The 25,948-nt window shown below is 68.2% G+C and carries 25 protein-coding genes; 12 read left to right on the forward strand and 13 right to left on the reverse strand.

Annotated features, from left to right (window positions below):
- Positions 1-90 precede the first annotated feature (90 nt).
- Positions 91-696, forward strand: coding sequence for a TetR/AcrR family transcriptional regulator (locus JZ792_RS06350; RefSeq protein WP_216907803.1), 606 nt, complete (start codon positions 91-93; stop codon positions 694-696).
- Between the two features lie 33 nt (positions 697-729).
- Here JZ792_RS06350 and JZ792_RS06355 read toward each other — a convergent pair whose 3' ends face one another.
- Complete coding sequence (locus JZ792_RS06355) at positions 730-1,659, reverse strand: LysR family transcriptional regulator (protein WP_216907805.1); 930 nt, start codon at positions 1,657-1,659, stop codon at positions 730-732.
- A gap of 108 nt (positions 1,660-1,767) precedes the next feature.
- Here JZ792_RS06355 and fdxA point away from each other — a divergent pair, with 108 nt between their 5' ends.
- Positions 1,768-2,112 carry a ferredoxin gene (fdxA, locus tag JZ792_RS06360; protein ID WP_216907807.1) on the forward strand — a complete coding sequence of 115 codons (345 nt, stop codon included), beginning with the start codon at positions 1,768-1,770 and terminating at the stop codon, positions 2,110-2,112.
- Positions 2,113-2,189: 77 nt separating this feature from the next.
- Here the strand turns inward: fdxA and JZ792_RS06365 are convergent, their stop codons facing one another.
- Together JZ792_RS06365 and JZ792_RS06370 are read right to left on the reverse strand one after the other, a co-directional pair.
- Positions 2,190-3,689, reverse strand: a complete 1,500-nt coding sequence (locus JZ792_RS06365; RefSeq protein ID WP_216907809.1) for a class I adenylate-forming enzyme family protein — start codon at positions 3,687-3,689, stop codon at positions 2,190-2,192.
- Between the two features lie 6 nt (positions 3,690-3,695).
- Positions 3,696-4,205, reverse strand: a complete 510-nt coding sequence (locus JZ792_RS06370) for a DoxX family protein (RefSeq protein ID WP_216907959.1) — start codon at positions 4,203-4,205, stop codon at positions 3,696-3,698.
- Between the two features lie 170 nt (positions 4,206-4,375).
- Here JZ792_RS06370 and JZ792_RS06375 point away from each other — a divergent pair, with 170 nt between their 5' ends.
- On the forward strand, positions 4,376-5,566 hold the full coding sequence (locus JZ792_RS06375) for an acyl-CoA dehydrogenase family protein (RefSeq protein WP_216907811.1): 1,191 nt from the start codon (positions 4,376-4,378) through the stop codon (positions 5,564-5,566).
- 60 nt (positions 5,567-5,626) lie between these two features.
- On the opposite strand, the gene JZ792_RS06380 is transcribed toward JZ792_RS06375, so the two are convergent.
- From JZ792_RS06380 to JZ792_RS06390, 3 genes are read right to left on the reverse strand one after another with little or no spacing between them, the layout of a single operon-like run.
- The gene (locus tag JZ792_RS06380) at positions 5,627-7,297 is read right to left on the reverse strand and encodes an acyl-CoA synthetase (protein ID WP_216907813.1); all 1,671 of its coding nucleotides are present in this window, start codon (positions 7,295-7,297) and stop codon (positions 5,627-5,629) included.
- Between the two features lie 52 nt (positions 7,298-7,349).
- On the reverse strand, positions 7,350-8,894 hold the full coding sequence (locus JZ792_RS06385; RefSeq protein WP_216907815.1) for an aldehyde dehydrogenase family protein: 1,545 nt from the start codon (positions 8,892-8,894) through the stop codon (positions 7,350-7,352).
- A gap of 24 nt (positions 8,895-8,918) precedes the next feature.
- Complete coding sequence (locus tag JZ792_RS06390; RefSeq protein WP_216907817.1) at positions 8,919-9,728, reverse strand: NAD(P)-dependent oxidoreductase; 810 nt, start codon at positions 9,726-9,728, stop codon at positions 8,919-8,921.
- A gap of 371 nt (positions 9,729-10,099) precedes the next feature.
- Between JZ792_RS06390 and JZ792_RS06395 the strand changes: the two genes are divergently transcribed.
- The 9 genes from JZ792_RS06395 to JZ792_RS06435 all read left to right on the forward strand — a co-directional run bounded on the left by JZ792_RS06395 (position 10,100) and on the right by JZ792_RS06435 (position 18,314).
- Positions 10,100-10,921, forward strand: a complete 822-nt coding sequence (locus JZ792_RS06395) for a mycofactocin-coupled SDR family oxidoreductase (protein WP_216907818.1) — start codon at positions 10,100-10,102, stop codon at positions 10,919-10,921.
- Between the two features lie 112 nt (positions 10,922-11,033).
- Entirely contained in the window at positions 11,034-11,762 is a 729-nt protein-coding gene (gene fabG / locus JZ792_RS06400) for a 3-oxoacyl-ACP reductase FabG (protein ID WP_216907819.1), read from the forward strand.
- Positions 11,759-12,658, forward strand: a complete 900-nt coding sequence (locus JZ792_RS06405) for an HTD2 family dehydratase (RefSeq protein ID WP_216907820.1) — start codon at positions 11,759-11,761, stop codon at positions 12,656-12,658. Before fabG ends, JZ792_RS06405 begins: the two co-directional genes overlap by 4 nt.
- Positions 12,651-13,862, forward strand: a complete 1,212-nt coding sequence (locus JZ792_RS06410) for an acetyl-CoA C-acetyltransferase (RefSeq protein ID WP_216907821.1) — start codon at positions 12,651-12,653, stop codon at positions 13,860-13,862. Before JZ792_RS06405 ends, JZ792_RS06410 begins: the two co-directional genes overlap by 8 nt.
- Positions 13,863-13,864: 2 nt before the next feature.
- The gene (locus JZ792_RS06415; protein WP_216907822.1) at positions 13,865-15,133 is read left to right on the forward strand and encodes a CoA transferase; all 1,269 of its coding nucleotides are present in this window, start codon (positions 13,865-13,867) and stop codon (positions 15,131-15,133) included.
- Entirely contained in the window at positions 15,130-16,320 is a 1,191-nt protein-coding gene (locus JZ792_RS06420; protein WP_216907823.1) for an acyl-CoA dehydrogenase family protein, read from the forward strand. Before JZ792_RS06415 ends, JZ792_RS06420 begins: the two co-directional genes overlap by 4 nt.
- 123 nt (positions 16,321-16,443) lie before the next feature.
- Positions 16,444-17,211, forward strand: a complete 768-nt coding sequence (locus JZ792_RS06425) for an alpha/beta fold hydrolase (protein ID WP_216907824.1) — start codon at positions 16,444-16,446, stop codon at positions 17,209-17,211.
- A 207-nt stretch (positions 17,212-17,418) separates the two neighbouring features.
- Positions 17,419-17,898 carry a DNA-directed RNA polymerase subunit beta gene (locus JZ792_RS06430; protein ID WP_216907825.1) on the forward strand — a complete coding sequence of 160 codons (480 nt, stop codon included), beginning with the start codon at positions 17,419-17,421 and terminating at the stop codon, positions 17,896-17,898.
- Between the two features lie 152 nt (positions 17,899-18,050).
- Entirely contained in the window at positions 18,051-18,314 is a 264-nt protein-coding gene (locus tag JZ792_RS06435; RefSeq protein ID WP_216907827.1) for a hypothetical protein, read from the forward strand.
- Positions 18,315-18,357: 43 nt separating this feature from the next.
- On the opposite strand, the gene JZ792_RS06440 is transcribed toward JZ792_RS06435, so the two are convergent.
- Genes JZ792_RS06440 through JZ792_RS06470 form a run of 7 tightly spaced genes read right to left on the reverse strand, consistent with a single transcriptional unit; the run spans position 18,358 to position 25,946 of the window.
- Positions 18,358-19,065, reverse strand: coding sequence for an Rv1363c family protein (locus JZ792_RS06440; RefSeq protein WP_216907829.1), 708 nt, complete (start codon positions 19,063-19,065; stop codon positions 18,358-18,360).
- 49 nt (positions 19,066-19,114) lie between these two features.
- Positions 19,115-20,386: an MlaD family protein gene (locus JZ792_RS06445; protein WP_216907831.1), complete on the reverse strand. Its 1,272-nt coding sequence runs from the start codon at positions 20,384-20,386 to the stop codon at positions 19,115-19,117.
- Complete coding sequence (locus JZ792_RS06450) at positions 20,383-21,483, reverse strand: MlaD family protein (protein ID WP_216907833.1); 1,101 nt, start codon at positions 21,481-21,483, stop codon at positions 20,383-20,385. The genes JZ792_RS06445 and JZ792_RS06450 overlap by 4 nt, the downstream gene beginning before the upstream one ends.
- A complete protein-coding gene (locus tag JZ792_RS06455; RefSeq protein WP_216907835.1) occupies positions 21,480-22,586 on the reverse strand; it encodes an MCE family protein in 1,107 nt (368 codons plus the stop codon). Before JZ792_RS06455 ends, JZ792_RS06450 begins: the two co-directional genes overlap by 4 nt.
- Positions 22,583-23,641: an MCE family protein gene (locus tag JZ792_RS06460; protein WP_254189394.1), complete on the reverse strand. Its 1,059-nt coding sequence runs from the start codon at positions 23,639-23,641 to the stop codon at positions 22,583-22,585. The genes JZ792_RS06455 and JZ792_RS06460 overlap by 4 nt, the downstream gene beginning before the upstream one ends.
- 5 nt (positions 23,642-23,646) lie before the next feature.
- Positions 23,647-24,684: an MlaD family protein gene (locus JZ792_RS06465; RefSeq protein WP_109530715.1), complete on the reverse strand. Its 1,038-nt coding sequence runs from the start codon at positions 24,682-24,684 to the stop codon at positions 23,647-23,649.
- On the reverse strand, positions 24,681-25,946 hold the full coding sequence (locus JZ792_RS06470) for an MlaD family protein (RefSeq protein ID WP_216907837.1): 1,266 nt from the start codon (positions 25,944-25,946) through the stop codon (positions 24,681-24,683). Before JZ792_RS06470 ends, JZ792_RS06465 begins: the two co-directional genes overlap by 4 nt.
- Positions 25,947-25,948: the final 2 nt, after the last annotated feature.

Consider the following 25,948-nt stretch of genomic DNA (forward strand, 5'->3'; position numbering starts at 1 on the left):
CGCCCGAAACTCGCTCACCCGCCGCATGCGCAACCGGGCCGCAAACGGCAACCGCAGGCTTCGCGCCTCACATATCCGGGAGGCCACACGATGAAGCCCGCCCGCGGCTCCGACGCCGAGGACTCGCCGACGCGCACCGCGCTCCTCGACGCCGCCGAACTGATCATGCGAGAAGAGGGCTACGCCGCGGTCAGCACCCGACGGCTCGCGGCGCGAGCGGAAACGAATTCCGCCCTCTACCACTACTACTTCGGCAATATGGACAATCTGTTCATCGAACTCTTCCGTCGCGGGGCCGAACGCAGCTACCACCGCCAACTCGAAGCGCTGGCCTCACCCCAACCACTGTGGTCGCTGTGGGAAGCCATCCACGACCAATCCCACACCGCGATGACCATGGAATTCGTCGCCCTCGCCAACCACCGCAAAGCCATCCGCACCGAGATCGCCGACTCCTCGCGACGCTTCCGAACCCTCCAACTCGACGCCGTGACCAAGATTCTCGCCGACTACGGCAAACCCGCCGAAACCTACACCCCCGGCGCGCTGGTCCTGCTGATGTCCAGCGTCTCGCGCTTCCTTCGCATGGAAGAAGCCTTCGCCGTCGACACCGCCCACGACGAGGCGATCGAACTCATCGAATCCTTCCTCCGCGACGTCGAAGGCGAACGCCGACACCCCGTAGGCGAACGCTGACCACAGCGGCCGCAGGCGAACGCGATTCGAGTTCTATCGCCTGCTCGTTCGCGCCGACTCGATGCGCGCGGCGAGTTCGACCAGATCCTCGGCCGCGCCGCTCGGAGGGGTTCTGCGATGCCAGATGGCACGGAACTTCCTGGTCAGGGCGATCGAGTCGGCGAGGGGGACCTCGCGCAGCGTTCCCGCGCGCAACTCGTGCGCAACGATCAGGCGGCTGACCACCGCGGGCGCGACACCGCCGCGCGCGGTGGCGAGAATGGCCGCCGCCGAGCCGAATTCGGCCGCGGGCCGGGCCGGGGCACCGTGGATCTCCAGCGCCTCCCACACCGTATCGCGGGTTCCGGACCCCTTCTCCCGCCACAGCAACGGGGTGGCCGCGAGTTCGCGCGAGGTCACCGCGCGGCGGCGAGATGCCCACGGGTGGGTCGGCGCGACGACCACGACGAGTTCGTCGGCGACCAGGACGCGACTGCCCAAACCTTCCGGTGCACGGGGGCCTTCGATGAACCCGATTTCGGCCTCGCGGTCACGCACGGCCGCGGTCACCTGTCGGGAGTTGGCGACATCGAGTTCCACCGCCAGGTCGGGACGGAGTTTGCGCAATGCCGTCAGCCATTGCGGAATACGATGGTCGGCAATGGTTTTCGACGCCATGACGCGCAGGCTCGGGCGGGCGGACTCGTGCAGGGCGGCGATACCGTCCACCAGGCCCCGCGCGGCCGCCAGCACCGGACGGGCGAGTTCGACCACGGTGTGCCCGGCGTCGGTCAGCGTCGATCCGGTGGGGCCGCGATCGAGCAGTCGCAGGCGCAGTCGTCGCTCCAGCGCCTTGATCCGCATTCCCGCGGCGGGCTGACTGATGCCGTGTCTGCGCGCCGCCGCGCCGAGACTGCCCAGTTCCGCCACCGAGACGAGCAGATCGATGACCTCCAGATCGGGTGTTCCCGGCGGCAAGGTCATAAGGACAGCTTATGGGGTGGTGGGTATCGGACCGCTACCCCACCGCGCGACCGGCCGCCAGGCTTGTGGATATCCCGCATCGCGGGCCGAACAGCGGAGGAGAACATCGTGACGTTCGTGATCGGCGCCGCCTGCGTCGACATCCTGGATCGGGCCTGCGTCGAGGAGTGCCCCGTCGACTGCATCTTCGTCGGTGATCGGATGGCCTATATCCAGCCCGACGAATGCACCGACTGCGGCGCCTGCGAGCCCGCATGCCCGGTCGAGGCGATCTACTACGAGGACGACCTTCCCGACGGGCAGGAGCGGTTCGTCACCGAGAACGCCAGGTTCTTCACCGAACCGCTGCCGGGCCGGACGATTCCACTCGGCAGCCCGGGTGGCGCGACCGCGGTCGGCGTGATCGGAGTCGACACGGACTACGTGCGGGATTACCAGGTCGACACCGCGTGAATCGCCACCGCGTGAATCACCACCGCGTGAATCGACACCCGGCGAATCGTCGCAGCGTGAGTTCCCGGCGACCGTCCTCACTCGCCTGGATAGAGCGCCGCCACCTCGTCCACCTTCGCCTTCAACGCCGCGTTGCGCGGGAGCCGATCGACGATGACGACGGCGACCGGGACGTGGTGGCTCGGCAGTGAATCACGCACCAGCGCTCGCAGTTCCGTCTCCGACGGGATCGGCTCGCCGCGGCGTGGTTCGATCGCGGCGAACGGCACCTGGCCGAGTCTGCGGTCGGGTACGCCCACCACGCAGGCGTCGCGGACGGCGGGGTGGGTGAGCAGCACCGCGCGCACGGTTTCGGGCAGGATCTTGAATCCGCCGCGGTTGATCGCGCCGTCCGCCCTGCCGTGGATCGAGACGAAGCCGTCGGCGTCGACCGAGGCGAGGTCGGTGGTGCGGATCCAGTCCGGGCCGAGTACCGCGACCCGGCCCTCCAGGAGCCCGCGCGCACCGGTGTCCACCTCGGAACCGGTCTCGGGATCGACGATCCGGACCTCGACGCCGGGGAGCGCTCTGCCGACGCTCCCGGGTTTCGTCGCACCGAAACGCTCGTGCAGATCGGGTGTCCACGCGCAGACCGAACCCGCGAATTCGGTGGCGCCGTAGGCCCACAGCAGGGGAATGTCGTAGCGCCGCTCGAATTCCTCGCGCAGTTGCGGTTCCAGTGGGCCCGAGCCGCCGGGCAGGGAGGTCAGCGAGGCCAGATCCTCGCGTGGCACCTGGGCTTCCAGCAGCATGCGCACGATCGTCGGCTGCACGCCGGTGCGGGCGATCCGGTAGGTCTTGACCGCTCGCACCCATTCCTCGACGCTGAACTTCTCCAGCAGGACCATGCGTTTGCCGAGGAAGGGGGCGGCGAGCAGCTGGCAGATGCCGATACTGCCGAAGGGCCAGAAGACCAGTTCGGGCGGATCGTCGGGCGGCGCCTCGGTCGCGCCACCGGTCATACTCCGCACGGTGTGCGCGAGCGCGGGCAGCGGGATCGGGAGGCGTTTGGGCGGGCCGGTGGTTCCGCTGGTCAGGATATGCAGGCCGGGCACGGCCGGTTCCGGCGCGCGGGCGCGATCACGGGCGACGAGGGTCTCGACGCGGGGCGTGTCGAGCGACAGTGCCACCCCGACGCTGCCCGCCCGCTCGCACGCGGCCACGACGGCAGGGGTCCAATCCCGCCGGTCGGCGATCACCGCGCTCAGCCGTAGTTGTTCGACATCGCGGGCGATCGCCCGATCGGATTGATAGCTGTTGATCATCGCGACCGGACGGCTCTCGGTGATGAATCCGAGCACGGCCGCCGCGTGCGGTAGCCGGTTGCGCGCGACGACCCCGACCCGGTCGGAGGTCGACACCCCGGCCCGGTCGAGGGCGCGCGCCGTGTCGCGGATGTAGGCGGTGATGTCGTCGCCGGAATACCAGCGCCGCTCGAATTCGATACACGGGCGGTCACCGTAGGCGTTCAGCCGCGCCGCGAGTCGGTCCGCGAATCCCGTTGCCGCGTCGTGGTTCTGTGTCGTGGAGTCGTTCATGACGTTTCACGCTTCGTTCGCGGGCACGGGCCGGTAGAAGAGTGCGAGTTGCCCGATCCCGCCCGCCAGGCCGAGACCGAGCGCGACGCCGAAGCCGAGTGCGCCGTCGATTCGGTCCGACCCGACGAGGAGGTCATCGAGGCTGATCGCACCGGGACCCAGCGTCGCCACCACTACCGCCGCGACCGCGAGCACCAGGTTGTACTCCCAGCCGTCGTGCACGATGAAGAATCCGTTGGTCCGGTGCACGGTCCACGCCGCGACCAGCATCAGTGCGACGAATCCGGCGGCGGCCAGCGGTGTGAGGAGGCCGGCCGCGAGCGCGAGGCCGAAGCCGACTTCGCCGCTCGCCGCGAGCCGCGCGTGCAGGAGACCCGGCTTCATCCCGATACCGTCGAACCACGACGCCGTGCCCGCGATCCGTCCGCCGGAGAAGAATTTGGCGTATCCGTGCGCGGCGAGGGTGAGCCCGAGCAGTACGCGCAGGATCAGCAGACCGATATCGAAGGCGTTCACCGCCGCGACCTCCGATCCGAATGGGAGGATCCGGTCGACCGAACGGAGCGGCAAGCCACTCCCGTAATCCATACCGCTAGCATTACAGTAATGTTATGCAACCCGAGGCTGTGGTCAAGGGAACGCACCGGAGCCCGACCGAGCGCCCGCAGATACGAGGAGGCCATGCCATGACGAGTCCGTCCGCCGTCGGCGACGCGGTAACCGCCGAGGATTTCCGCGAGATCCTCGCCCAGACCCGGACATTCGTCCGAACCGTCGTCGAGCGGGAGCGCGAGATCGCCGAGCAGAACCGGATGCCGGACGAGATCGTGGCGCAGGCCAAGGCGATGGGCCTGTTCGGCTACGCCATCCCCCAGGAGTGGGGCGGGCTCGGACTCGATCTCGCCCAGGACGTCGAACTCGCGATGGAATTCGGGTACACGACCCTCGCCCTGCGCTCGATGTTCGGCACCAACAACGGCATCGCCGGGCAGGTGCTGGTCGGCTTCGGCACCGAGGAACAGAAATCGCGTTGGCTCGAACCGATTGCCTCCGGCGCCGTGGTCGCCTCCTTCGCGCTGACCGAGGAAGGCGCCGGTTCCGATCCGGGTTCGTTGCGCAGCACCGCGACCCGATCGGGCGAGGACTGGATCATCAACGGCGAGAAGCGTTTCATCACCAACGCGCCGGTGGCCGACCTGTTCGTCACCTTCGCCCGCACCCGCCCCGCCGACGAGAACGGCGCGGGCATAGCGGTTTTCCTGGTTCCGGCCGACGCACCGGGTATCGAGGTCGGCCCCAAGGATCGGAAGATGGGCCAGGAGGGCGCGTGGACCGCGCAGGTGCGGTTCCAGGACGTGCGCGTCGGCCGGGACGCGCTGGTCGGCGGCGCCGAGGACATCGGCTACCGCGCGGCGATGACCTCGCTGGCCCGGGGCCGGGTGCATATCGCCGCGCTGGCGGTCGGCACCGCGCAGCGCGCCCTCGACGAATCGGTGGCCTACGCCGCGACCGCCACCCAGGGCGGCACGCCGATCGGGGAATTCCAGCTGGTCCAGGCGATGCTGGCCGATATGCAGACCGGGGTCATGGCGGGCCGGGCCCTGGTCCGCGACGCGGCGGCGAAATGGGTGTCCGGGGAGGACAAGCGCGTCGCGCCCTCGGTCGCGAAACTGTTCTGCACCGAGATGGCGGGCGATGTCGCCGATCTCGCGGTGCAGGTGCACGGCGGCACCGGCTACATGCGCGACGTCGCGGTGGAGCGGATCTACCGTGATGTGCGTCTGCTGCGCCTGTACGAGGGCACCAGCGAGATCCAGCGGCTGATCATCGGCGGTGGTCTGGTGCGCAAGGCCAGGGGTTCATCACGGTCGAGGTGAGCGCGACGCACGGAGGGCCCTACCCGTACGCCGGTAGGGCCCTCCGCACGGAAGCGACGATCAATTCGCGGCGACGGCCTGCTCGCGCGCCCAGCGGTAGTCGGCCTTGCCCGCGGGGCTGCGGCTGATCGCGGGACGGAAGACCACCGCCTTGGGCAGTTTGTACCGGGCGATGGAAGCGGCGGCATGCCCGATCAATTCGGCGGCGTCGGCGCTGTGGCCTTCGACGAGTTCCACGACCGCGACGACCTCCTGCCCCCAGCGTTCGCTCGGGCGACCGACGACGAGGACGTCGGCGACGGCCGGATGCGAGGAGATCGCCAATTCGACCTCCTCGGCGAAGATCTTCTCGCCGCCGGAATTGATCGTGACGGCATCGCGCCCGAGCAGTTCGATAGTGCCGTTCTCCAGGTGACGCGCGCGGTCACCGGGCAGCACGTACCGCACGCCGTCGATCACCGGGAAGGTCGCCGCGGTCTTGACGGGGTCGCCCTTGTAGCCCAGCGGCGTGAAGCGGCGCTTCGCGAGCCAGCCGAGTCCTTCGTGACCCGCGTCGAGCACCGCGCCGAAGTCCTCGGCGATCACCCTGGTATCGGTGCCCGCGGTGAAGGTTCCGGTCGAGACGAAACCCGCCGCCGACACGTGGTGCAATTGCGTCCCGGTCTCCGACGAGCCGACACCGTCGAGTACCGCCAGGCCGGGAATCGCCTCGATCCACTGCTGTTTGACCGTCGGGCTCAGGATCGCGCCGCCGTTGGCGAGCGCCGCGAGCGAGGACACGTCCGCCCCGGTCTCGCGGACCGCGGCGAGCAGGGGACGGGCCATGGCGTCACCGACGACGATCGCGATGGCGACCTTCTCGCGTTCGATGGCGCGCGCGATCTCCTCGCCGTCGACACGGTCGAGCACCGCCGACAGCACGACGGTCTGGCCGGTCGTCATCGCGGTCATCACCGCCCACTGCGCCGCCCCGTGAATCAGCGGCGGCAGCAGCATGAGTTTGACCCCGGGATTCTCGGCGGCGCGCGCCCCGATCTCCTCATAGGAACCCACCGTCGTCCCGGTGCTGACATTCCCGCCGCCGCAGGCCGCCATGTAGATGTCGTGCTGACGCCACAGCACGCCCTTCGGCATCCCCGTCGTGCCGCCGGTGTAGAGCACGTAGAGATCATCGGGCGAGGGTCGCACGGGTATCGGGTCCGGTTCGGTGGAGGCGATCACCATCTCGTAATCGACCGCGCCGTCGAGCAATTCGTTGCCGGAGTCGTCCGCGATCTGGATCAGTACCCGCAATTCGGGCAGTTCGGCACGGATCTCGGCGACCCGCGGCGCGAACGTCGCGTGATAGACGAGCGCGGACGCCCCGGAATCGGCCAGCAGATGCTGGAGTTCGTTCTTGACGTAGCGGTAGTTGACATTGAACGGCGCGACCCGCGACCGGAACGCGCCAAGCAGGCTTTCGACGAATTCGTTGCCGTTGTAGGCGTAGATGCCGAGCAGGTCCTGGCCGACCTCGTGATTGTCGAGTGTCGCGCGCTCGGTATGCGCGCCCAGGCCCCGGGAATGCAGGTACGCGGCGAGGCGCTTGGACCGTTCGGCGATCTGGGCGTAGGTGTGGCGCCGATCGCCCTGGACGATGAGATCCCGATCCGGCAGCGCGGCCGCGGCGGCGTCGGCCGCGCCGATGAGCGTGAATTGCGATGGTTCGGACCCGGTCGCGGAAGGGGACAACGTGACTCCTCGGTCTTGATGGACGTGGCGGTCGGATGTGCGCGAATGCGATTCAGGCGCCGGGCAGTCGGCCCCGTACCCGACGCCGGTTGCGCCTGCGCGCGGAGCGCAGCGCGAAGTCGATCATTCGCTCGGTTCCGCGCCCGAACGGCGGGGCGGCGATTCCGGTGATCGCGAACGGCAGATCGGTACCGGCGACGGTGCGCATATGGCTGAAGGTGTCGAAACCCGTTTTGCCGTGGTAGGCGCCCATGCCGCTGTGGCCGACGCCGCCGAAGGGCGCTTCCTCCGCGAACATGTGGATGGCGAATTCGTTGCGGGCGATGCCGCCGCTGCGGGTGCGTCCGACGAACCGGTGGAAATCGGCGCGATCCGGTCCGAACCAGTAGGCGACCAGCGGCGCGGGACGCTCGTTCACGTGGTCGATGACCTCGTCGAGGGTCTTGTACGGACGAACGATCAGCACCGGGCCGAAGATCTCCTCGGAGGCGATCCGCATATCGTCGGTCACGCCGCGCACCAGCGTCGGCGCGATCTTGCGCGCGGCGGCGTCGGGCAGTACTTCTCCGGCGGGTGCGATCGATTCGACCTGCGCGCCCAGTTCCCTGGCTTCGTCGACGAGGGCGAGCACGCGCTCGTAGTTGGCCCGGTTCACCGAGGCGGTGTAGTCGGTGTTGGACACGATGGTGGGGAACATCCCGCGCAACTGTTCGCGCAGCGCGTCGACGAAACCGTCGACGCGCTCCTCGGGCACGAAGACATAGTCGGGACAGACACAGACCTGTCCGCCGTTGACCATGCGCGCCCGCGCGATCCGGCCCGCCGCGTGGGCGATATCGGCGTCGGGTGCGACCACCACCGGATTCTTCCCGCCGAGTTCGAGGGTGACCGGCACCAGGTTCTCGGCGGCGGCGCGCTGCACGGCACGGCCCACCCCGGTCGAACCGGTGAAGAACAGATGGTCGAACGGCAGTCGGGTGAACGCCGCGCCGATATCGGCGCCACCCGTCACCACGGCCAGTTCGTCGGGGTCGAAGTATTTCGCGGCCAGAGTCCGCGTGAGTTCCGCGGTATGCGCGGTGATCTCCGACATCTTGATCATGACCCGGTTGCCCGCCGCGAAGGCCGACGCCGCGGGAACGACGACGAGTTGCAGCGGGAAATTCCACGGTCCGATGATCCCGACCACCCCCAGTGGCGCGGGCCGCACGTCGACCCGGACCCCGAACAGGCGCGATACCCGGCCGACCTTCGTGGCGCGCATCCACTTCGCCGTGTGTGAACGGGTGTGCTCGAAAGCCGTGAGCATGCCGGTGATCTCGGCGAACAGCGTGCCCGTGCGCGAGCGAGTGCCGAAATCCCGCCCCATCGCGTCGACGTACTCGTCGATATTGTCCAGCACCATGGCCAGCAGGCGATCGATGCGGTTGCGCCGCACCGCGGCCGAGGGCGGGCCCTCCTTCAAGAAGGCCGCGCGCTGCGAGGACAGGATGGCGCTCAGTTCGGCGGGATCGGTGGATTCGTCGCGCGGCCCGTCGTGTTCGGTGGGCTGTTCGGTGGGCTGTTCAGTGGGCTGTTCGGTGGTTCTGGCGTCCATGGGGTGATGTCTCTCCGGTGAAACTCAGCTGAGATCGAACGGGCCTTCGGTGATGACTGCGGCGAGCTGACCGAGATCGATGCCGAGATCGGCCGTGGCGGCGACGCACGCCGCCACATCCTTGCGAAGGAAAGGCGCGGCACGCTGTTCGAATTTCGCGAAACCGCCGGTGCGCAGGATGGAGTCGGCCGCGTAGCTCCGCCCGCTCGCCACCGACAGCGCGCGCAGCAGTTGGCCGTCCTCGATCCCGAGTTCGCGACCGACCTCCGCGGCCACGGCGACCAATTGCGCGTTCGCCGCGAACAGCGCGTTGTTCACCAGTTTCACGCCGAGCGCGCTGCCCAGCGCGCCGGTGCCGATGACGGTTTCGGCGTAGGAGGCCAGCACCGGGCGCACCGCCTCGACCGGATCGGCCGGGCCGCCGAGCAGCACCGTCAGCTTTCCCGCGGCGATATCCTCCGCCGATCCGCTGACCGGTCCGTCGAGCAGGATCGGGCCGTCGGGGCGGGCCGCCGCGAGATCCTTCACGGTCGAGACCGCGCCGGTCGTGTGCGAGACCACCACGGCGTCGGGACGGGCGTTGGCGAGCACGCCCTCCGGTCCGCCGAGCACCTCGATCAACTGGGTGTCGGAGAACAGGCAGGCGATGACCACGTCCGCGACGGCGGCGACCTCGGCCGCCGAGTCGACGACCTCGGCCCCCTCGGCGCGCAGACGCTCGCGCACCGGCTCCCGCCGCGCGAACACCACCGTCCGGAAACCGGCCCGCACCAGCCGGACCACCATCGGTTCGCCCATCTGCCCGGCCCCGACAAACCCGACGACCTGCGACATCCGCGCACTCCTTCTTCGCGATCGGCCCGGGTCCACCACCGCGTCCGAGACGAGGGGAAGCCACGAACAGATAACCATCCAGTAACGACAACTGTAACAGCGGACACAAGATCGGGACAGTGATACGGGGAGTCTCCCTCGCCCACCCGCGAACTGGTACGACTAGGTTGGAATACGGCCTCGCGGCACACCTTGCCCCGAGGTCGTCAACACCATAAAGTTACATTCCGGAAGGTTACCGTTGTGCTTACCATATATCATACGATAGGCACCGACCCTGTTCCGCGCATCGCTTCGGAACAAACCGCCTTCCGGTCAACGCGCCGGACATCCCAGCGATATCCGACGCTCGACACACACGAGGAGCACATGTGACCGGCCGACTCACGGACAGGGTGGCGTTCATCACGGGGGCGGCACGAGGTCAGGGCCGCGCGCACGCGGTGCGCATGGCGACCGACGGCGCCGACATCATCGCCGTCGATATCGCGGGGCCGCTCCCCGAAGCGGTGCCCTACGATTCGGCCACGCCCGACGATCTCGCCGAAACCGCGCGCCTGGTCGAGGCGACCGGCCGACGCATCCTCACCTCCACGGTCGACACCAGGGATCTGGACGGCCTACGCAAAGTCGTGGACGAGGGCGTCGCGACCCTGGGACGGCTCGACGTCATCGTGGCCAACGCCGGAATCTGTATTCCGGAGGCGTGGAACGTCATCACGCCCGAATCCTTCCGCGACGTGATGGATGTCAATGTCACCGGCACCTGGAACACCGTCATCGCGGGCGCGCAGCACATCATCGACGGCGGGCGCGGCGGCTCCATCATCCTGATCAGCTCTGCCGCCGGAGTGAAGATGCAGCCCTTCATGGTGCACTACACGGCCAGCAAGCACGCGGTCACCGGAATGGCGCGCGGCTTGGCCGCCGAACTCGGCAAACACAATATCCGCGTCAACAGCGTGCATCCCGGCGCGGTCAATACGCCGATGGGAAGCGGTGACATGGTCGCTGCCCTCGGCCGCGCACTGGAAACCAATCCGCAGCTGGCGAATATGACCACACCGTTCCTGCCCGCCTGGATCGCCGAGGCGGACGACATCGCCGACACCGTCGCCTGGCTCGCGAGCGACGAATCGCGCTACATCACGGCCACCCAGATCTCGGTGGACCTGGGTTCGACCCAGTACTGATCTCCGGCCGCGCGGACGCGGTCGGCGGCCCTCGGTCCCGACCGCGTCCGCTCGCGGCCGACAGCGCGCACTCGGCGTCGAGTGGGCGGCAACGCGGAAAGGATATTCGCTCATGTCACTTCTCGAGGGCCGCGTCGCGGTCGTCACCGGCGGCGCCCAGGGCATCGGACTCGCCATCGCCGCGGCGTTCGTGCGTGAGGGCGCGCGCGTCGTGGTCGGCGATCTGAATCCCGGTACCGCGCGCGAGACCCTCGGATCCGAGGTGGCACGTGCGGTGCGGTGCGATGTCACCAGTGCGGCGGATGTCTCCGCGCTGCTCGACACCGCGCTCACCGAATTCGGTTCCGTCGACGTCATGGTCAACAACGCGGGAATCACCCGCGACGCCACCATGCGCAAGATGAGCGAAGAGGATTTCGACCAGGTGATCTCGGTCCACCTGAAGGGAACCTGGCACGGCACCCGGCTGGCCTCGGCGATCATGCGCGAACAGCAGCGCGGCAGCATCGTCAACATCTCCTCGCTCTCGGGCAAGGTCGGCATGGCGGGCCAGACCAACTATTCGGCCGCCAAGGCGGGCATCATCGGGCTGACCAAGGCCGCCGCCAAGGAGACCGCCCGATACGGCGTGCGGGTCAACGCGATCCAGCCCGGCCTGATCCGCTCCCCCATGACCACCGCGATGCCCCAGCACGTCTGGGATCAGAAGATGGCCGAGATCCCGATGACGCGCGCGGGCGAACCCGAGGAAGTCGCGAACGTCGCGCTGTTCCTGGCCTCGGACCTGTCCTCCTATATGACCGGCACCACGCTGGAAGTGACCGGCGGGCGGTTCATGTGAGCGCGTGGGAACCGCACACCGTCGTCACCGAGGAATACGTCGATCCGACCCCGGTGGCCGCGCTGGGCGCGGTACTCGATTCGGGAGCGCCGCCGCTCGCCGCCGGTGATCCGCTGCCGCCGCTGTGGCACTGGGCCGCGCTCGCGCGTTGGCCGATGTCCTCGGCGATCGGGCCGGACGGACATCCCGCGCGCGGCAGTTTCCTTCCACCGGTGGAATTGCCGCGCCGCATGTTCGCCGGTGGTGACGTGCGCATCGACGGCACGGTGACGATCGGGTCGACGGTGCGGCGCGAGGCGCGCGTGGTCTCGGTGACGCCGAAGACCGGACGCAGCGGTTCACTCGTCGTCGTCGACGTCGAGATCCGGCTCTACGCCCTGAACAACACTGCCAACGCCGCCGACACCGCCGCCGTGGTGGAACGCCAGAACCTGATCTACCGCGAGGCCGGTCCGGGCCGGACCGCTCCGGAGTTCCCGCCCCCGATCGAACCGGTCGGCGCGCCGCTGCGGCGGCTGCGGGAATGGGAATGGGAGTTGCGCACCGACCCCACGGTGTTGATGCGTTTCAGCGCCGCGACCGCCAATCCGCATCGCATCCACTACGACTGGCCCTACGCGACCGGCGTCGAGGGCTATCCGGGACTGGTGGTGCACGGTCCACTGATGACCCTGGCGCTGGCCGAGACCCTCCGCCGGGAGCGTCCCGACGCGACGCCCGTCCGTCTGCGGCACCGCAACCTCGCCCCGCTGTTCTGCCCCGAGCCCGCCCGGATCCGCCGCGGCGACGCTACCGACGCCGATCTCTCGGTGGCCGTCGTGAGCGGGGACGCCGACAAGCCCGTCGAACACACGGTTCTGACCGCCGATTTTCCTGGAGACCGAATCCATGCGTGAAGTAGTGATCTGCGAACCCGTCCGCACCCCGATCGGACGGTACGGCGGGCTGTTCCGATCGCTGTCCGCCGTCGATCTCGGGGTCACCGCCCTGCGAGGTCTGCTGGCGCGCACCGGAATCAGCCCCGACGTCATCGAGGACGTCGTCCTCGGGCATTGCTATCCCAACAGCGAAGCGCCTGCCATCGGCCGCGTGATCGCGCTCGACGCGGGCCTGCCGGTGACCGTCGGCGGTATGCAGGTCGACCGGCGCTGCGGTTCGGGGTTGCAGGCGGTCATCCAGGCCGTCATGCAGGTATCCAGCGGCGCGAACGACGTGGTGGTCGCCGGTGGCGCGGAGAGTATGAGCAACGTTCCCTTCTATTCGCTGGATATGCGGTGGGGCGGCGCGCGCGGCGGTGTGCGGGTGCACGACGGTCTGGCCAGGGGCCGCGAAACGGCGGGCGGGCGGCACTATCCGGTCCCGGGCGGAATGCTCGAGACCGCCGAGAACCTGCGGCGCGCGTACTCGATTCCGCGCGAGGAACAGGACCGGCTCGCGGTGACCTCGCATCGGCGCGCCGTGGCCGCCGCGCAGAGCGGTGCGAGCGCCGAACAGATCATCCCGGTGACGGTGTCGTCGCGCACGGGCGAGACGATCGTCGACACCGACGAACATCCCCGCGCCGACACCACACTCGAATCCCTCGCGGCGTTGAAAGCCGTTCGGGCGAAAATCGATCCGGAGTCCACCGTGACCGCGGGCAATTCCAGCGGTCAGAACGACGCCGCCGCGATGTGCCTGGTGACCACGCGGGAGAAGGCCGACGAACTCGGACTCACGCCGCTGGTCGCGTTGAAGGCGTGGGCGGTGGCCGGTGTTCCGCCCGACAGCATGGGGATCGGTCCGGTGCCCGCCACCGACGCCGCCTTGCGACGCGCCGGGCTCACCCTGGCCGATATCGACCTGATCGAATTGAACGAGGCGTTCGCCGCGCAGGCGCTGGCCGTCATGCGGGAATGGAAATTCGGCGAGGCCGATCTGGAGCGCACCAATGTGCACGGCTCCGGTATCTCCCTGGGCCACCCGGTCGGCGCGACCGGCGGACGAATGCTGGCCACCCTCGCGAGGGAGATGCACAGACGCGAGAGCCGCTACGGGCTGGAGACGATGTGCATCGGCGGCGGCCAGGGTCTCGCCGCGATCTTCGAGAGGGTGGTGTGAGCATGGGCCGAGACCAGCACGGTGGTGAACCCGTGACCGGCGGCGCGGCGCAACCGCTGGCCGGTCTGCGTATCATCGAGATCTCCAGTTTCGTCGCCGCGCCCCTGGCCGGAATGACGTTGGCGCAGTTGGGCGCCGAGGTGATCCGGATCGATCCGATCGGCGGAGCGGCCGACTGTCATCGGTGGCCGCTCACCGAGACCGGCGCGAGCATCTACTGGACCGGGCTGAACAAGGGCAAGCGCTCGCTGGTCGCCGATCTGCGCGCACCCGCCGGGCAGGAACTGGTCGCGCGGGTGATCACCGAGAGCGGGCCGAGCGGAGGGATTCTGCTCACCAACGCGGCGGGCCGCGCCTGGCACGGATACGACGCGCTGGCGCAACGCCGTCCGGATCTGATCCATCTGGAGATCCCAGGCCGGGCCGACGGGTCGACGGCGGTCGACTACACGGTCAACGCGGCCATCGGCTTTCCGCTCGTCACCGGACCAGCCGAACACGACGGCCCGATCAATCACGTCGTCCCGGTGTGGGATGTGGCGTGCGGCCTGTACGCCGCGCTGGCGATCACGGCGGCGGTGCGCCACCGCGAGGCGACCGGTGAGGGCAGTCGTATCGTGCTGCCGCTCGAGGATGTCGCGCTCGCGACCGCGGGCAATCTCGGATTCCTCACCGAGGCCGCGATCAACGGGACCGACCGACCGCGTATCGGCAATGCCATCTACGGGCAGTACGGGCAGCATTTCACCAGCGCCGACGGTATCGCGTTCATGGTCGTCACGTTGACGGGCAGGCATTTCCGGGATCTGACCGAGGTCACCGGCACCGCGAGTGTGGTCGCGGCACTGGCCGCGGCGCTCGACGCGGATTTCTCCGACGAGGGCACCCGCTACCGGCATCGCGACGTCCTCACGGGTCTGTTCACCACCTGGTTCCGCGAGCATTCCGCCGACGACATCACCGAGGCGCTCGGCGCGACGTCGATCCTGTGGGATCGCTATCGCAGCTTCCGCGAGGTCGCCGCCGACGCCAGGGTCACCGCCAATCCGATGTTCAGCGTGCTGAACCAGCCCGAACTCGGTGACTACCTCGCACCCGGCTCGCCGATCTCGGTGGACGGCAACCATATTCCCGCCCGTAAGGCACCGAGGCTGGGCGAGCACACCGAAGCCGTCCTGCGCGACGACCTCACCCTGGCCGAGGACGCCATCGCCGAACTGCGCGGCCTCGGCACCGTGGCCACCGACTCTCCGGAACGGATCTCCTCGTGAAACTCGCACAAACACTGGGTCTGACCGAGGTCCAGACCGAAATCCTCGCCACGGTACGTACTTTCGTGGACAAGGAGATCATCCCCAACGCCCAGGAACTCGAGCACGCCGACACCTACCCGCAGGCGATCGTCGACCGGATGGCGGAGATGGGTCTGTTCGGGCTCATGATCTCCGAGGAATACGGCGGACTCGGCGAATCACTGCTCACCTACGCGCTGTGCGTCGAGGAACTCGCGCGCGGCTGGATGAGCGTCTCCGGGGTGATCAACACCCATTTCATCCTCGCGTATCTGCTCGACCGGCACGGCACCCCCGAACAGAAGCGGCATTTCCTGCCCCGCATGGCCACCGGCGAGGTGCGCGGCGCGTTCTCCATGTCGGAACCCGAACTCGGCTCCGACGTGGCGGCCATCCGCACCAAGGCGGTCCGCGACGAGTCGGGCGACTACACCCTCGACGGACGAAAGATGTGGATCACCAACGGTTCCACCTCGACGGTCGTCGCCGTGCTCGTACGCACCGACGAGGGCCACGAGCGCGCACACGACAACCTCACCACCTTCCTGCTCGAGAAGCCCACCGGCTACGGCGAGGTCGCGCCGGGACTCACCATCCCCGGCAAGATCCACAAGATGGGTTACAAGGGCGTCGACACCACCGAGATGCTGTTCGACGGCTACCGCACCGGCGCGGACACGATCCTCGGCGGCGCACCCGGCAACGGTTTCAAACAGATGATGGACGGCATCGAGGTCGGCCGGGTCAACGTGGCCGCGCGCGCGTGCGGAATCGCGTTGCGCGCCTTCGAACTCGGCGCCCGCTACGCCCAGCAGCGTTCGACCTTCGGCAAACCCATCGTCGAACACCAGGCCATCGGCTTCTCCCTCGCCGAGATGGCGACGAAAGTCGAAGCGGCGCATCTGATGATGGTCAATGCCGCGCGACTCAAGGATTCCGGTCAGCGCAACGACGTCGCCGCGGGTATGGCGAAATATCTGGCGAGCGAGTTCTGCAACGAGGTCACCCAGGCCAGCTTCCGGATCCACGGCGGTTACGGGTATTCCACCGAATACGAGATCGAACGCCTGATGCGCGAGGCGCCCTTCATGTTGATCGGCGAAGGGACCAGCGAGATCCAGAAGCGCATCATCAGCAAGGGCGTGCTGCGCGACTACCGGCTCTGATCCGGGGCGGCAGCGGGACGGGGAACGCGCGCCGCCCGCGGTTGCTATCGTCCCGGGATACCCATGGCACCCGCCGGGTCCGCCGTCGGCGCGGGCCGGGCTCCCGGAAAGCGCAGGACACAGATGACACCCACCGACTCACCGTTGCTCCTCCTGCACGGTGTCATGATGTCGGAGACGGTGTGGGACCGCGTGATTCCCCGGCTCGGCGACGGCCGCGAGGTGATCCCCATGACCGCGATGGGGCACCGGGGCGGTCCGGCCGCGCTCGATCGTCCCGCTCTCGTCGAACATCTCGTCGACGACGTGGAACGGCGGCTCGACGCGCTCGGGCTGGCGCGGGTGCATATCGCGGGCAATTCCCTGGGCGGCTGGATGGCAATCGAACTGGCGCGGCGCGGACGTGCCGCGAGCGTCTGCGCGATCTCACCCGCCGGATTCTGGGACGCGGGTGCGGCGAGCAACAGCAACGCGACGGCCACGCTGCGCCGCGAGGTCACCCTCGCGCGCGTCGGCGGAGTACTGGCCGCACCCGCCATGCGGGTGCCGCCGCTGCGTCGCGTGCTCTTGCGCAATATCGCCGAACACGGCGATCGGATCGGCGCGGCCGAGGCCGCGAAGATCGCGGGCGATGTCATCGCGTGCACCGTGTCCGTCGATCTGCTGTCGACACCGGAACAGGTCGCGCCGATGCGCACGCTCCCCTGTCCGATCACTCTCGCCTGGGCCGGAAGCGACCGGGTCTTTCCGCCGTCGGTCAACGGCGTGATCGCGCGGCTGCGACTGCCCGACGCCCGATTCCTGCTGCTCGACGGTGTCGGACATGTGCCGATGATCGATGATCCGGCGCTCGTCGCCGCGACGATTCTCGACGTGGTCGAGTCGCCCTGATTCCGAACGAGTCACCGGTAGCCATCCGGTGACTCGCCGCGATTCGGCCACGAGAGAAAGTTCCGGCCGAAACTTGTCGCGGAGTACGCCGGAATGGTCTGCTTGACCCGCGACCGGTGTGAAAAGCCTCGAAAGCTTCCGCCCATCAGGCATTTTCACGAGCCGGGAGCACCATGTACCACCACTGCGAGCAAAGGCGCTTTTCGCATGGACCACCCTGCTTCGGGAGACGAGTCGTCCTCCCGGTGCGATTACTACCGGCGTATCTGTGATCTCCCCGCCGCATTCGATCCGTCCCGTCCCGACCGGATCGTCATGCCCACCACCACGGTGTGGGGTCTGATCATGCCCACCGCACTCGGGCAAGCGGTACAGGCCGAGATGAGGAAACGACAGGCCGAACCCGGGCCGATACTGTCGCACCCCCGTTCCCACCGCTGGACATTCCTGATACAGCCGGATCTACCGGAGGACGACCGATCCTTCGCCGAGATGTTCCGTTCGAATGTCTCGGTCGTGCGGACCGGCGGCACGATCGCGCTACCAGGCCCTTCCGAGCGCGGCGCCGAATTCCGGGTGTGGGTGGAACCGCCGCGATCGGCGTTCCGGCCGTCGGGGCGCGCGGTACTGGACGCGGTGCGCGCGTGTGGGCCGAATCGGGAGCGCCGGACCGCGGCCTCGGCCTGATCCCGGTCGCCCGAATGCTCGCCGGCCGGAATGCCCCGGGCGGCGAGCCACCGGCCCGCGATTGCCCCCGCTACCGCGCGGCAAAACTACGTTTCGGCCTTTACCGTTGCAGGACAACTCTTTTCGACGCTCACACTGCTACCTTGACACCTGTGAAGCGCCTACCGACCGATACCGGAGCACGCGGCGAGGATATCCGGACCACCGAGTACGACGGGATCACGGCGACGTGGTTCGCCCGCGACGGTGTCATCCGTGTCGTCGGCGTCCGCGATACCGACGGCGCCGAAACGCTTTTCGACGGTGCGCCGTCGCTGGGGGAATGCTTCGATCGGATGCCGCGCAAACTGTGGGATCGGGTGCGGTTCCAGCACCGGGACGAGCGCGTGTCCGAAGGCGCGCGGTCGCCGAACTAGCGACTTCCGAACATCCAGTACGCCAATATATTTCGTGCCTTTGTCAGACGAGGGTAACCCGGCTCGCCAGCCACCGGCCGTCGACCAGTTCCATCGTCATCGCCACCCGGGTGCGGTCCACCTGCGGGGTGGTCGAGGCGGCGTTGGTGACCGTCTGGTCGATGAACAACAGCACCTCGACCTTCGTCGTCGTCGCCGATTTCACCGCCGCGTCGAGTACGGTGCCGGTGCCGGTCGCCTTGTTGTCGAGCAGCAGTTGACGCAACTGCCCGCTCGACCGGGTGTACATATCCTTGAACTCACCGGTCGAGCCGTCCAGTACCGCCGTGAAATCCCGGTCGAGATTGCCCGAATCGACGCTGGTCAACGTCACCCCGTAGGCCCGCGCGGCGGCCAGACCCGCCGCCGCCGCGTCGTCTTCGTCGCTCTGCGCCTTCGCGTTCCACCCGAAGATCGCCGCGAGCACCACCGCCACCACGGCGACCAGGATCAGCAACGGCAGCCGGATCTTGCGCCACAGCAGCAGCGCGATCATCTTGCGAATCTGCCATTTGGACGGCATGACGAATTCCGGCTGCGCGGAGGTGGTTTCGGCCGTGCCCGCGTCGGCGGCCGCGGCGGAGTCGCCCGCAGGTTCGGCGGACTCCGCTTCGGAGGTCTTCTTCGCGACCGATACCGGTTCCGCGGTCTCCACCGTCGCGTCCCCGTTCGTCCCCTTGTCGTCGACAGCCGTTCCGGTGGGTTCGTGCATGACTTTCTCTCCTAGCGTCGAACGGATTGCGCGGTCGTGCGGGGCGTATCTATCGGGTCGGTGGCAGCGGGAGGGGAATGGACAACGGGCCGAGCGGGGTGGGCGAGGCGGTCCGGTCGGCGGGTTCGCCCGGCGGTGGTCCGTTCGGAATCTGCTCGCCCGGCGGTCGCGGCGCGTTGCGCGCGCCACGCACGAGGATGGACGGGTCGTCGTCCGGGCAGAACGTGTACAGGTACGGCTCCGGATAGTCGGCGATCGCGGGCGCCCGACGCGGCAGTTCGTACTGGCAGGTGGCCCGCGGATACAGATTGACCAGTCCCCACAGGCCGCCGTCGTGCATCACCGTGACCAGCGCGTCCAAGGTGGACCCGCCCCGCATGGTCGGGAAGAAGAATTCCCGCAACGCCGGAACGCGCGAATTCGTCAGCCGCGCGACCGTGGACAGATTCGTCAGCAATCCGACGACCTCGGCGGAATTGTCCGACAGCACCGCGTCCAGCGCGCCGAGGGTGCCGGGCGCGGCGCCGAGCAGATCCACGAAACCGCCCGTCTTCGCCTCGACGCCGCGCATGAATTCGGCGGCGTCACGGGAGAACGTCGTCAGGCCCGCCGAACCGTCACCCAGGGTGGCCAGCACCGTCTTGCTGTCGCGCAGCAGGGCGACCGTCTGCGGGAGCACCGAGTCCAATGTCGACACCAGGAAGATGCCGCCGTCGATGATGTCGGCGAGTTTGCGCGGACCGTCCGGGCCGACACCGAGTTCGTCGACCACCGCCGCCAGTTGCGCCGGATCGACTTGTGCCAGTGTGGAATCCAGTTTACCGAGCATCTGCCACAGCGGCACCGGCGCCGATGTCCGGTCGAGGGCGATCTCCGCGCCGTCCACCAGGAACGGACCGTCGTCGCGGGCGGGACGGAAATCGAGGTACTGCTCCCCCGCCGTCGACAGACTCGTGACGTCGACGGTGCCGTCGGCGGGCACCCGCACCTCGGCGTCGATGGTCGCGACGGCGACCACGCCCCTCGGTGTGAAATCGACCGATCTCACCTCACCGATCGGCACCCCGCGCAATGTCACGTCCTGACCGGCGAGCAGTCCGCCGGACTGTTCCAATTGCACGCGCACGGTGTAGGTGGCGGCCGTCGGATCGACGCCGAGTGCCCCGAACACGAGATATGTCGCGCCGATGACCGCCGTGACTCCCAGCGCCACCGCCGACAGCGCCAGCCGGTAGGGCCGTCCGCCCCGGACCGCGCCGACCACGATCCGGGCGGGAGCGTCGGCCACCGTCGCGGCGAATCCGCCGAATCCGCCGCTCATCGGCCCGCTCCGAATACGCGATCACGCAATTTCAGCAGGGTGTAGGTCAGCGTGCCGACCAGCGCCTGCCAATCGCTCGCGTCCGGAAGGCGATTGCCAGGATCCGCGGTGTGGTTGATATCGGGCAGCGCGCCCACCGCGAAGTCGGCGAGGTCGACATTGCCGTGCGCCGAGGTGCCACTGGTCAGTTTCAGGATGGTGGGCAGCATCGCGTTCATCGCGGCGAGGCTGGCGTCGGGACTGGTCGCGGCGTTGTTCAACTGCGCGGCCAGTTCGTCGAGATTCGCGATCAGGCCGCCGGTCTCGCCGCCCCGCACCACCGGGAATTTCGCGAGCTGGGTACTGAGGTTCTCCACCTGTCGCACCAGGGCGAGGGCCTGCTGGGAACTCCCGTCGACGGTGCCGAGCGCCGGGCCCGCCGCACCGACGAATTCGTCGATCACACCGCGCTGGGCGGCCAATTCGGCGACCAGCCTGTTGGTTTCGGCCAGCGCGACACGGATGTCCTCGGAACGGGCGGCCAGCGAACCGACCATGGCCGTGGACTGGTCGAGCAGCGCGCCGAGGTGATCGCCCCGATCCCCCACCGAACGCCCGAGTCCGTTGACGACCGAGGTCAGGTTCCTGATCGCGCCGCCGTTGACCAGTAGCGAAGCCGTCGTCAACAGTTCCTCCACGGTCGCCGCCGCCGAGGTGGATCGGATCGGGATGGTGTCGCCGTCGCGCATCGCCGCGGTGGCGGGCGAGGCGTCCGCGGGTGCGTCGAGCGCGACGTAGACATCGCCGAGCGGTGTCGCGGTGCGCAATTCGGCCGCGGTGCCGATCGGCAGCGTGACGCCCTCCTGGATGCGCATGGTCACCGACGCGGTGTAGTCCGACACCGACATGTCGGAGACTTCCCCGACATCGGCGCCCGCGAGCCGGACTTTCGCCTTCGTCGGCAGGTTCAGCGCGTTGGCGAAACTCGCGTGGATCGTGTAGCTGTCACCGCCGACGCCGGGCGTGGTCAGCGGCAGATCCCCGAGTCCCATTCCGCATCCGGAAGTGGTCACCACGAGGCCGAAGGTGAATCCCAGCAGTGGATATCGTCGTCTCATCCGGGCAGCCTCGTCATCGCTTCCAGCATGTCGGTGATCCCGAAATCCGGGCCGAAGTCCTGCAAAGTACCGGTACTGCAACCCAATTGGCGCAGGCCGAGGATATTGCACACTTCCTTCATCATCTGCCCGTCGAAGAAGACCCGTTCCAGCAGCGCGTGGATACGGACACCGCCGTTGGGCTGATCCACCGCGTTGTAGCCGTTGGCCATGAGCAGCGGTGTCACATCGAGGAATTCGGCGAGCTGATCGCGGTAGTCGGCCAGCGTCCGCATGACCGTATTCGTGTCGGCGACGGTGGTACGCAGCGCCTCGCGGTTCGCGGTGAGCAGGTCGTCGGCCTGGCGCATCAGGGCGTTGATCTGCGCGCCGGTCGTGCCGGCGCCGATGTCGAGCTGGGTGAGCGTATCGCCCAATTGCACCGAGGCAGCGCCGAAATCGCGGATGAGCCCGTCGTTGGCGGCGGCCGCCGCCACCAGCGCCGACAGTTCGTCGACGATCTGGGTGACCGTGTCCCTGGTCTGGGCGCCCGCGTCCTCACCCAGGCGTAGCGCGCGCGCCACTTCGTCCATGGTCGCGCGCAATTCGTCGCCGTTGCCGGAGGTGGCCGAGGTGGCGACCGCGAGCAGTCGCGCGATCGGGCCGTCGCCGGTCTGCTCGCCTTCCAGTCCGTCCGACATCCGGTCGGCCATCGAGATCAGCCGGTCGACGCCGACGGGCGTGCGGGTCTTGTCCGGTGCCAGCCGGGCGCCGTCGCGCATCACCTCACCGCCCCGGTAGACGGGGGTGAACTCCACGTGGCGGTCGGTGAGGACCGAGGTCGACAGTGTCACCGCGGTCGCGTCGGCGGGAATCTTCACCTTTCCTTCGATGCGCATCGTCACCTCGACATGGGTTCCCCTCGGGGCGATCTCGGTCACCTCGCCCACCGGCATGCCGAGTACCGCCACCGCGTTGCCGACGTAGAGTCCCGCGGCATTGTCGAATCGGGCGACGACGGTGATGTCGTCACCGCCCGAGGTCAGCGGACCGCCCGCGCAGCCGACGACCGCGCACACCGCGACCGTGACGGCCGCGCGCAGCACCATGGTCATTGTTCTCATTCGCAGTCTCCGAAATACGGCGGCAGGTTCGCCTGATCGGCCCGCCCGCTGATCGCGCACATCCACGAATCGACCAGCACGCCGCCCGGCGCGTCGAAATCGACGGAATTGCCGTTGCCGGCGGAGTTGGCGAGATTGCGGACCGCGACGGGCAGGATCTCCAGGGTGTTGCGCAGCAGGTCGTCGTGTCGGGCGAGACTGCCGAGCAGGTCGTTGAGCCCGTCGAGCAACTCGTCGACTTTCGGGCGGTCGTCGACGACGATCTGCCTGATCTGTTCGACCAGTCGCGTCGTCGCCGACATCAGCAGTTCGATGGCCCCGCGCCGGGAAGTGATGTCGCGCAACAGATCACGACCCACCGCGACGATGGTCGCCACGTCCCCCTTCTGACTGTTCACGACCGAGGTCAGCTCGCGCACCCCCGAAAGCAGCGAGCCGAGTTCGTCGCGGCGGCTGCCGAGGATATTCGCCAGCGCGCGGATATTGGTCAGCACACCGGGGAGCACGGCGGGCACGCCGTCGAGTTGGGTGGCCAGCGCGTCGAGCGAGGTGCCGATCTGTTTCGCGTCGATCTGCTCGAAGGTGGTGGTGGCATTCTCCAGCGCCGCCTGGAGATCGTAGGGAACGGCGGTGTGCGAGAGCCGGATTCGGCGATCGGCGACCTCGCCGCCGCCCGCGGGCAGCAGTTCGAGGTAGCGCGCGCCGAGCAGGGTGGTCAGTTTGATGGCGGCGGTGGTCTCGGCTCCCAGGTGTACGTCGTTGTCGACGCGGAAGGTGACCAGTACCCGGTCTCCGGTCAATTCCTGCCCGGTGACCGCCCCGACCCGCACTCCCGCGACGGTGACCCCGTCGCCGACGCGCAGACCGGCCGCCTGCGCGAATTCGGCGTCGTAACCGCGTTCGCCGATGCCGATCGAACTGAATCCCACCGTGGCCGCGAGTACGCCGATGAGCACGATCAGCGCGACCAGTCCGAGCATGCGCGAATTCCGTGATTCGAGCGGTTGCCGCAGTGCCGCGAGCATGCGGCCGGAACGAGAGGACGGTGTCGACATGGCACTCACCTGCACATCGGCGATTGTTCGACGGTTCCGGACGGCGTCGCCATTCTGATGATGGCTGGTATCAGGTCCGACAGGGCGGGCACGGCGGTGAAGTTGAGATTGCACAGGTAGACATTCATGTTGGCGCCCTCCTGGCTGATCCTGGCCATACCTTTGAGCAGCGCGGGCAGGTTGAATCCGAGGTAGGCGAACTGATCCTTGTTCTCCTCGAAATGCCGGGTGAAACCCGGTTCCCTGCTGAGCATCCGATCCAGGGCCGGACGGTCCTGTTCGACGATCGTCGCCATCCGCCCCGCCACCACCGAGGTGTCGGTGAGGGTGGTGAGGAATTCCTCCCGGTGACGGGCCAGACCCTCCACGATCGACCGCGTGCTGGTGATCAGCGTGCCGAGATCGCCGCGCCGCACCGCGATGCTCTGGACCACCTGGTTGAGATTGGTGATGACCGACCCGAGTATCTGATCGGGTCCGGCCAGCGACTGCGCCAGCGTCGACATCTGCTCGATCAGCACGGTCAGCGAACCCGCGTCGCCCTGAAGCGCTGTGACCAGCGCGGCGGTCAGATTGTCGACCTGGTGCGGGTCGAGTCCGCCGAACAACGGCTCGAAACCGTTGAGCAGCGCGGACAGATCGAAGGACGGTTCGGTGTGCTCCACCGGGAGTTGCGCGCCGCCCGGCAGTTCCCCCGGCTGCCCGAAGTCGCCGCGGGACAGTCCGAGGTAGCGCTGACCGATCACGTTCTGATAGGTGATCGCGGCCTTGGTGTCGCCGTAGAGCTTCTGGCGTTCCTGGACCCGGAAGCCGACCCTGGCGCGAATTCCGTCGAGTTCGATGGTGTCGACGCGCCCCACCCTGACCCCGGCCATCCGCACGTCGTCACCGACGCGCAGCCCGGTCACATCGGTGAAGATCGCCGAATACGACCGGGTCGAACCGTCGACACCGCGGTGCAACGTCACGAAGGTCATCCAGATGAGGGCGAAGGCGACGACGAGGAAAAGACTCAGTCCGATCGCCGACCGGCGGTAGTTCATCGGGGGGCACCTCCTGTTTCCGGCGTTCCGACGGTGAGCAGCGGGGCCAGCACGGCCTCGGCGGCATCGGCCTCACCGGCCAGCACCCGGCCGATGAGATCGAGCAGTTCGGGACCGAGTACCGGTCGTGGCATCGAGCGCGGGTCGAGTACCGCGGGTAGCGGCGCCACCGTGGCCTCGGTGGGGGCGGTCACGCAGCTCGCGCCCACGAGATCCCCGTAGCGAGGGCAGTCCGCGCGGGTGTACGGGGTGTCGGGCGTCATGCGGATCTGGAATTTGCCGGTTCCGTTCTGCGATTCCTCGTTCCAGAATTCGGCGAACCAGACATCGGACAACTTCTTGATGCGACCGACGATCGGCCCGAAACTCGAACTGCCCGCCGAGAATACGTCCAGGACCGGGGTCAGTTGATCGGTCGCGGTGACGAATTCGTCGACGTGGTGGTCCATTCCCGTCCCGACCGTGGACAGGGTGGCGGTACCCGCGGTCAGCAGGTCGAGTAGTTCACCCTCGCGCTCCACCACGGTCCGCATGGGGATCACGGCGTGGTGCAGGACATCGAGCAGATCCGGTGCGGCGGTGGCCAAGCCCTGGACGGACTCGGTCAGCGCCGACATGGCGGACGGTTGACCCGACGGCGCGATCTGCGCGCCGAGTTCCCTGGTGATGCGGTCGAGTTGGGCGCCGGCGCGCACGAGATCCGCGCCACGCCGGTCGGTCGCCTTGGCCACCGCGGCGAGCACGCCGACGGTGTCACTGGTCCCGATCCTGGCGGTGGCGGCCACGATATCGCGCAGCTTGGTCAGCGCGGTCTGCAACTGCACGGTCGACAGACTCTGGTCCTGGGCGATCTCGGCGCCCGAGCGCAACCCCGGCCCCGGCCCGTTGTCGACCAGCTGCACCGAGGACACCGCGAAGATATTGCTCGGCACCACGCGCGCGGTGACCGAGCTCGGGATACTCGGCAACGATCCCGGATCCAGTTGCAGGCGAACGTGACTCGTGCCACCGTGGACGGCGGGAACCACCTCGGCGACGGTGCCGACGAGCACGCCGCGGAATTTCACGTCCGAATCGGGCGGCAGTCCGTCACCCACCTCGTCGAGCAGGGCGACGATCTGCGCCTTCGATTCGAAGGTTCCGGTCGATTTCATGAACACCAACCCGAGACCGACGGCGATGACCACGGCGAAGATCGCTCCGCGCAGCAGCAGCGCGCGCCCGGACGGTCCGCGCCCGTCCTTGTCGAACAGCACCGACATCG

The organism is Nocardia noduli, from assembly GCF_019038455.1.
Lineage (GTDB): Bacteria > Actinomycetota > Actinomycetes > Mycobacteriales > Mycobacteriaceae > Nocardia > Nocardia noduli.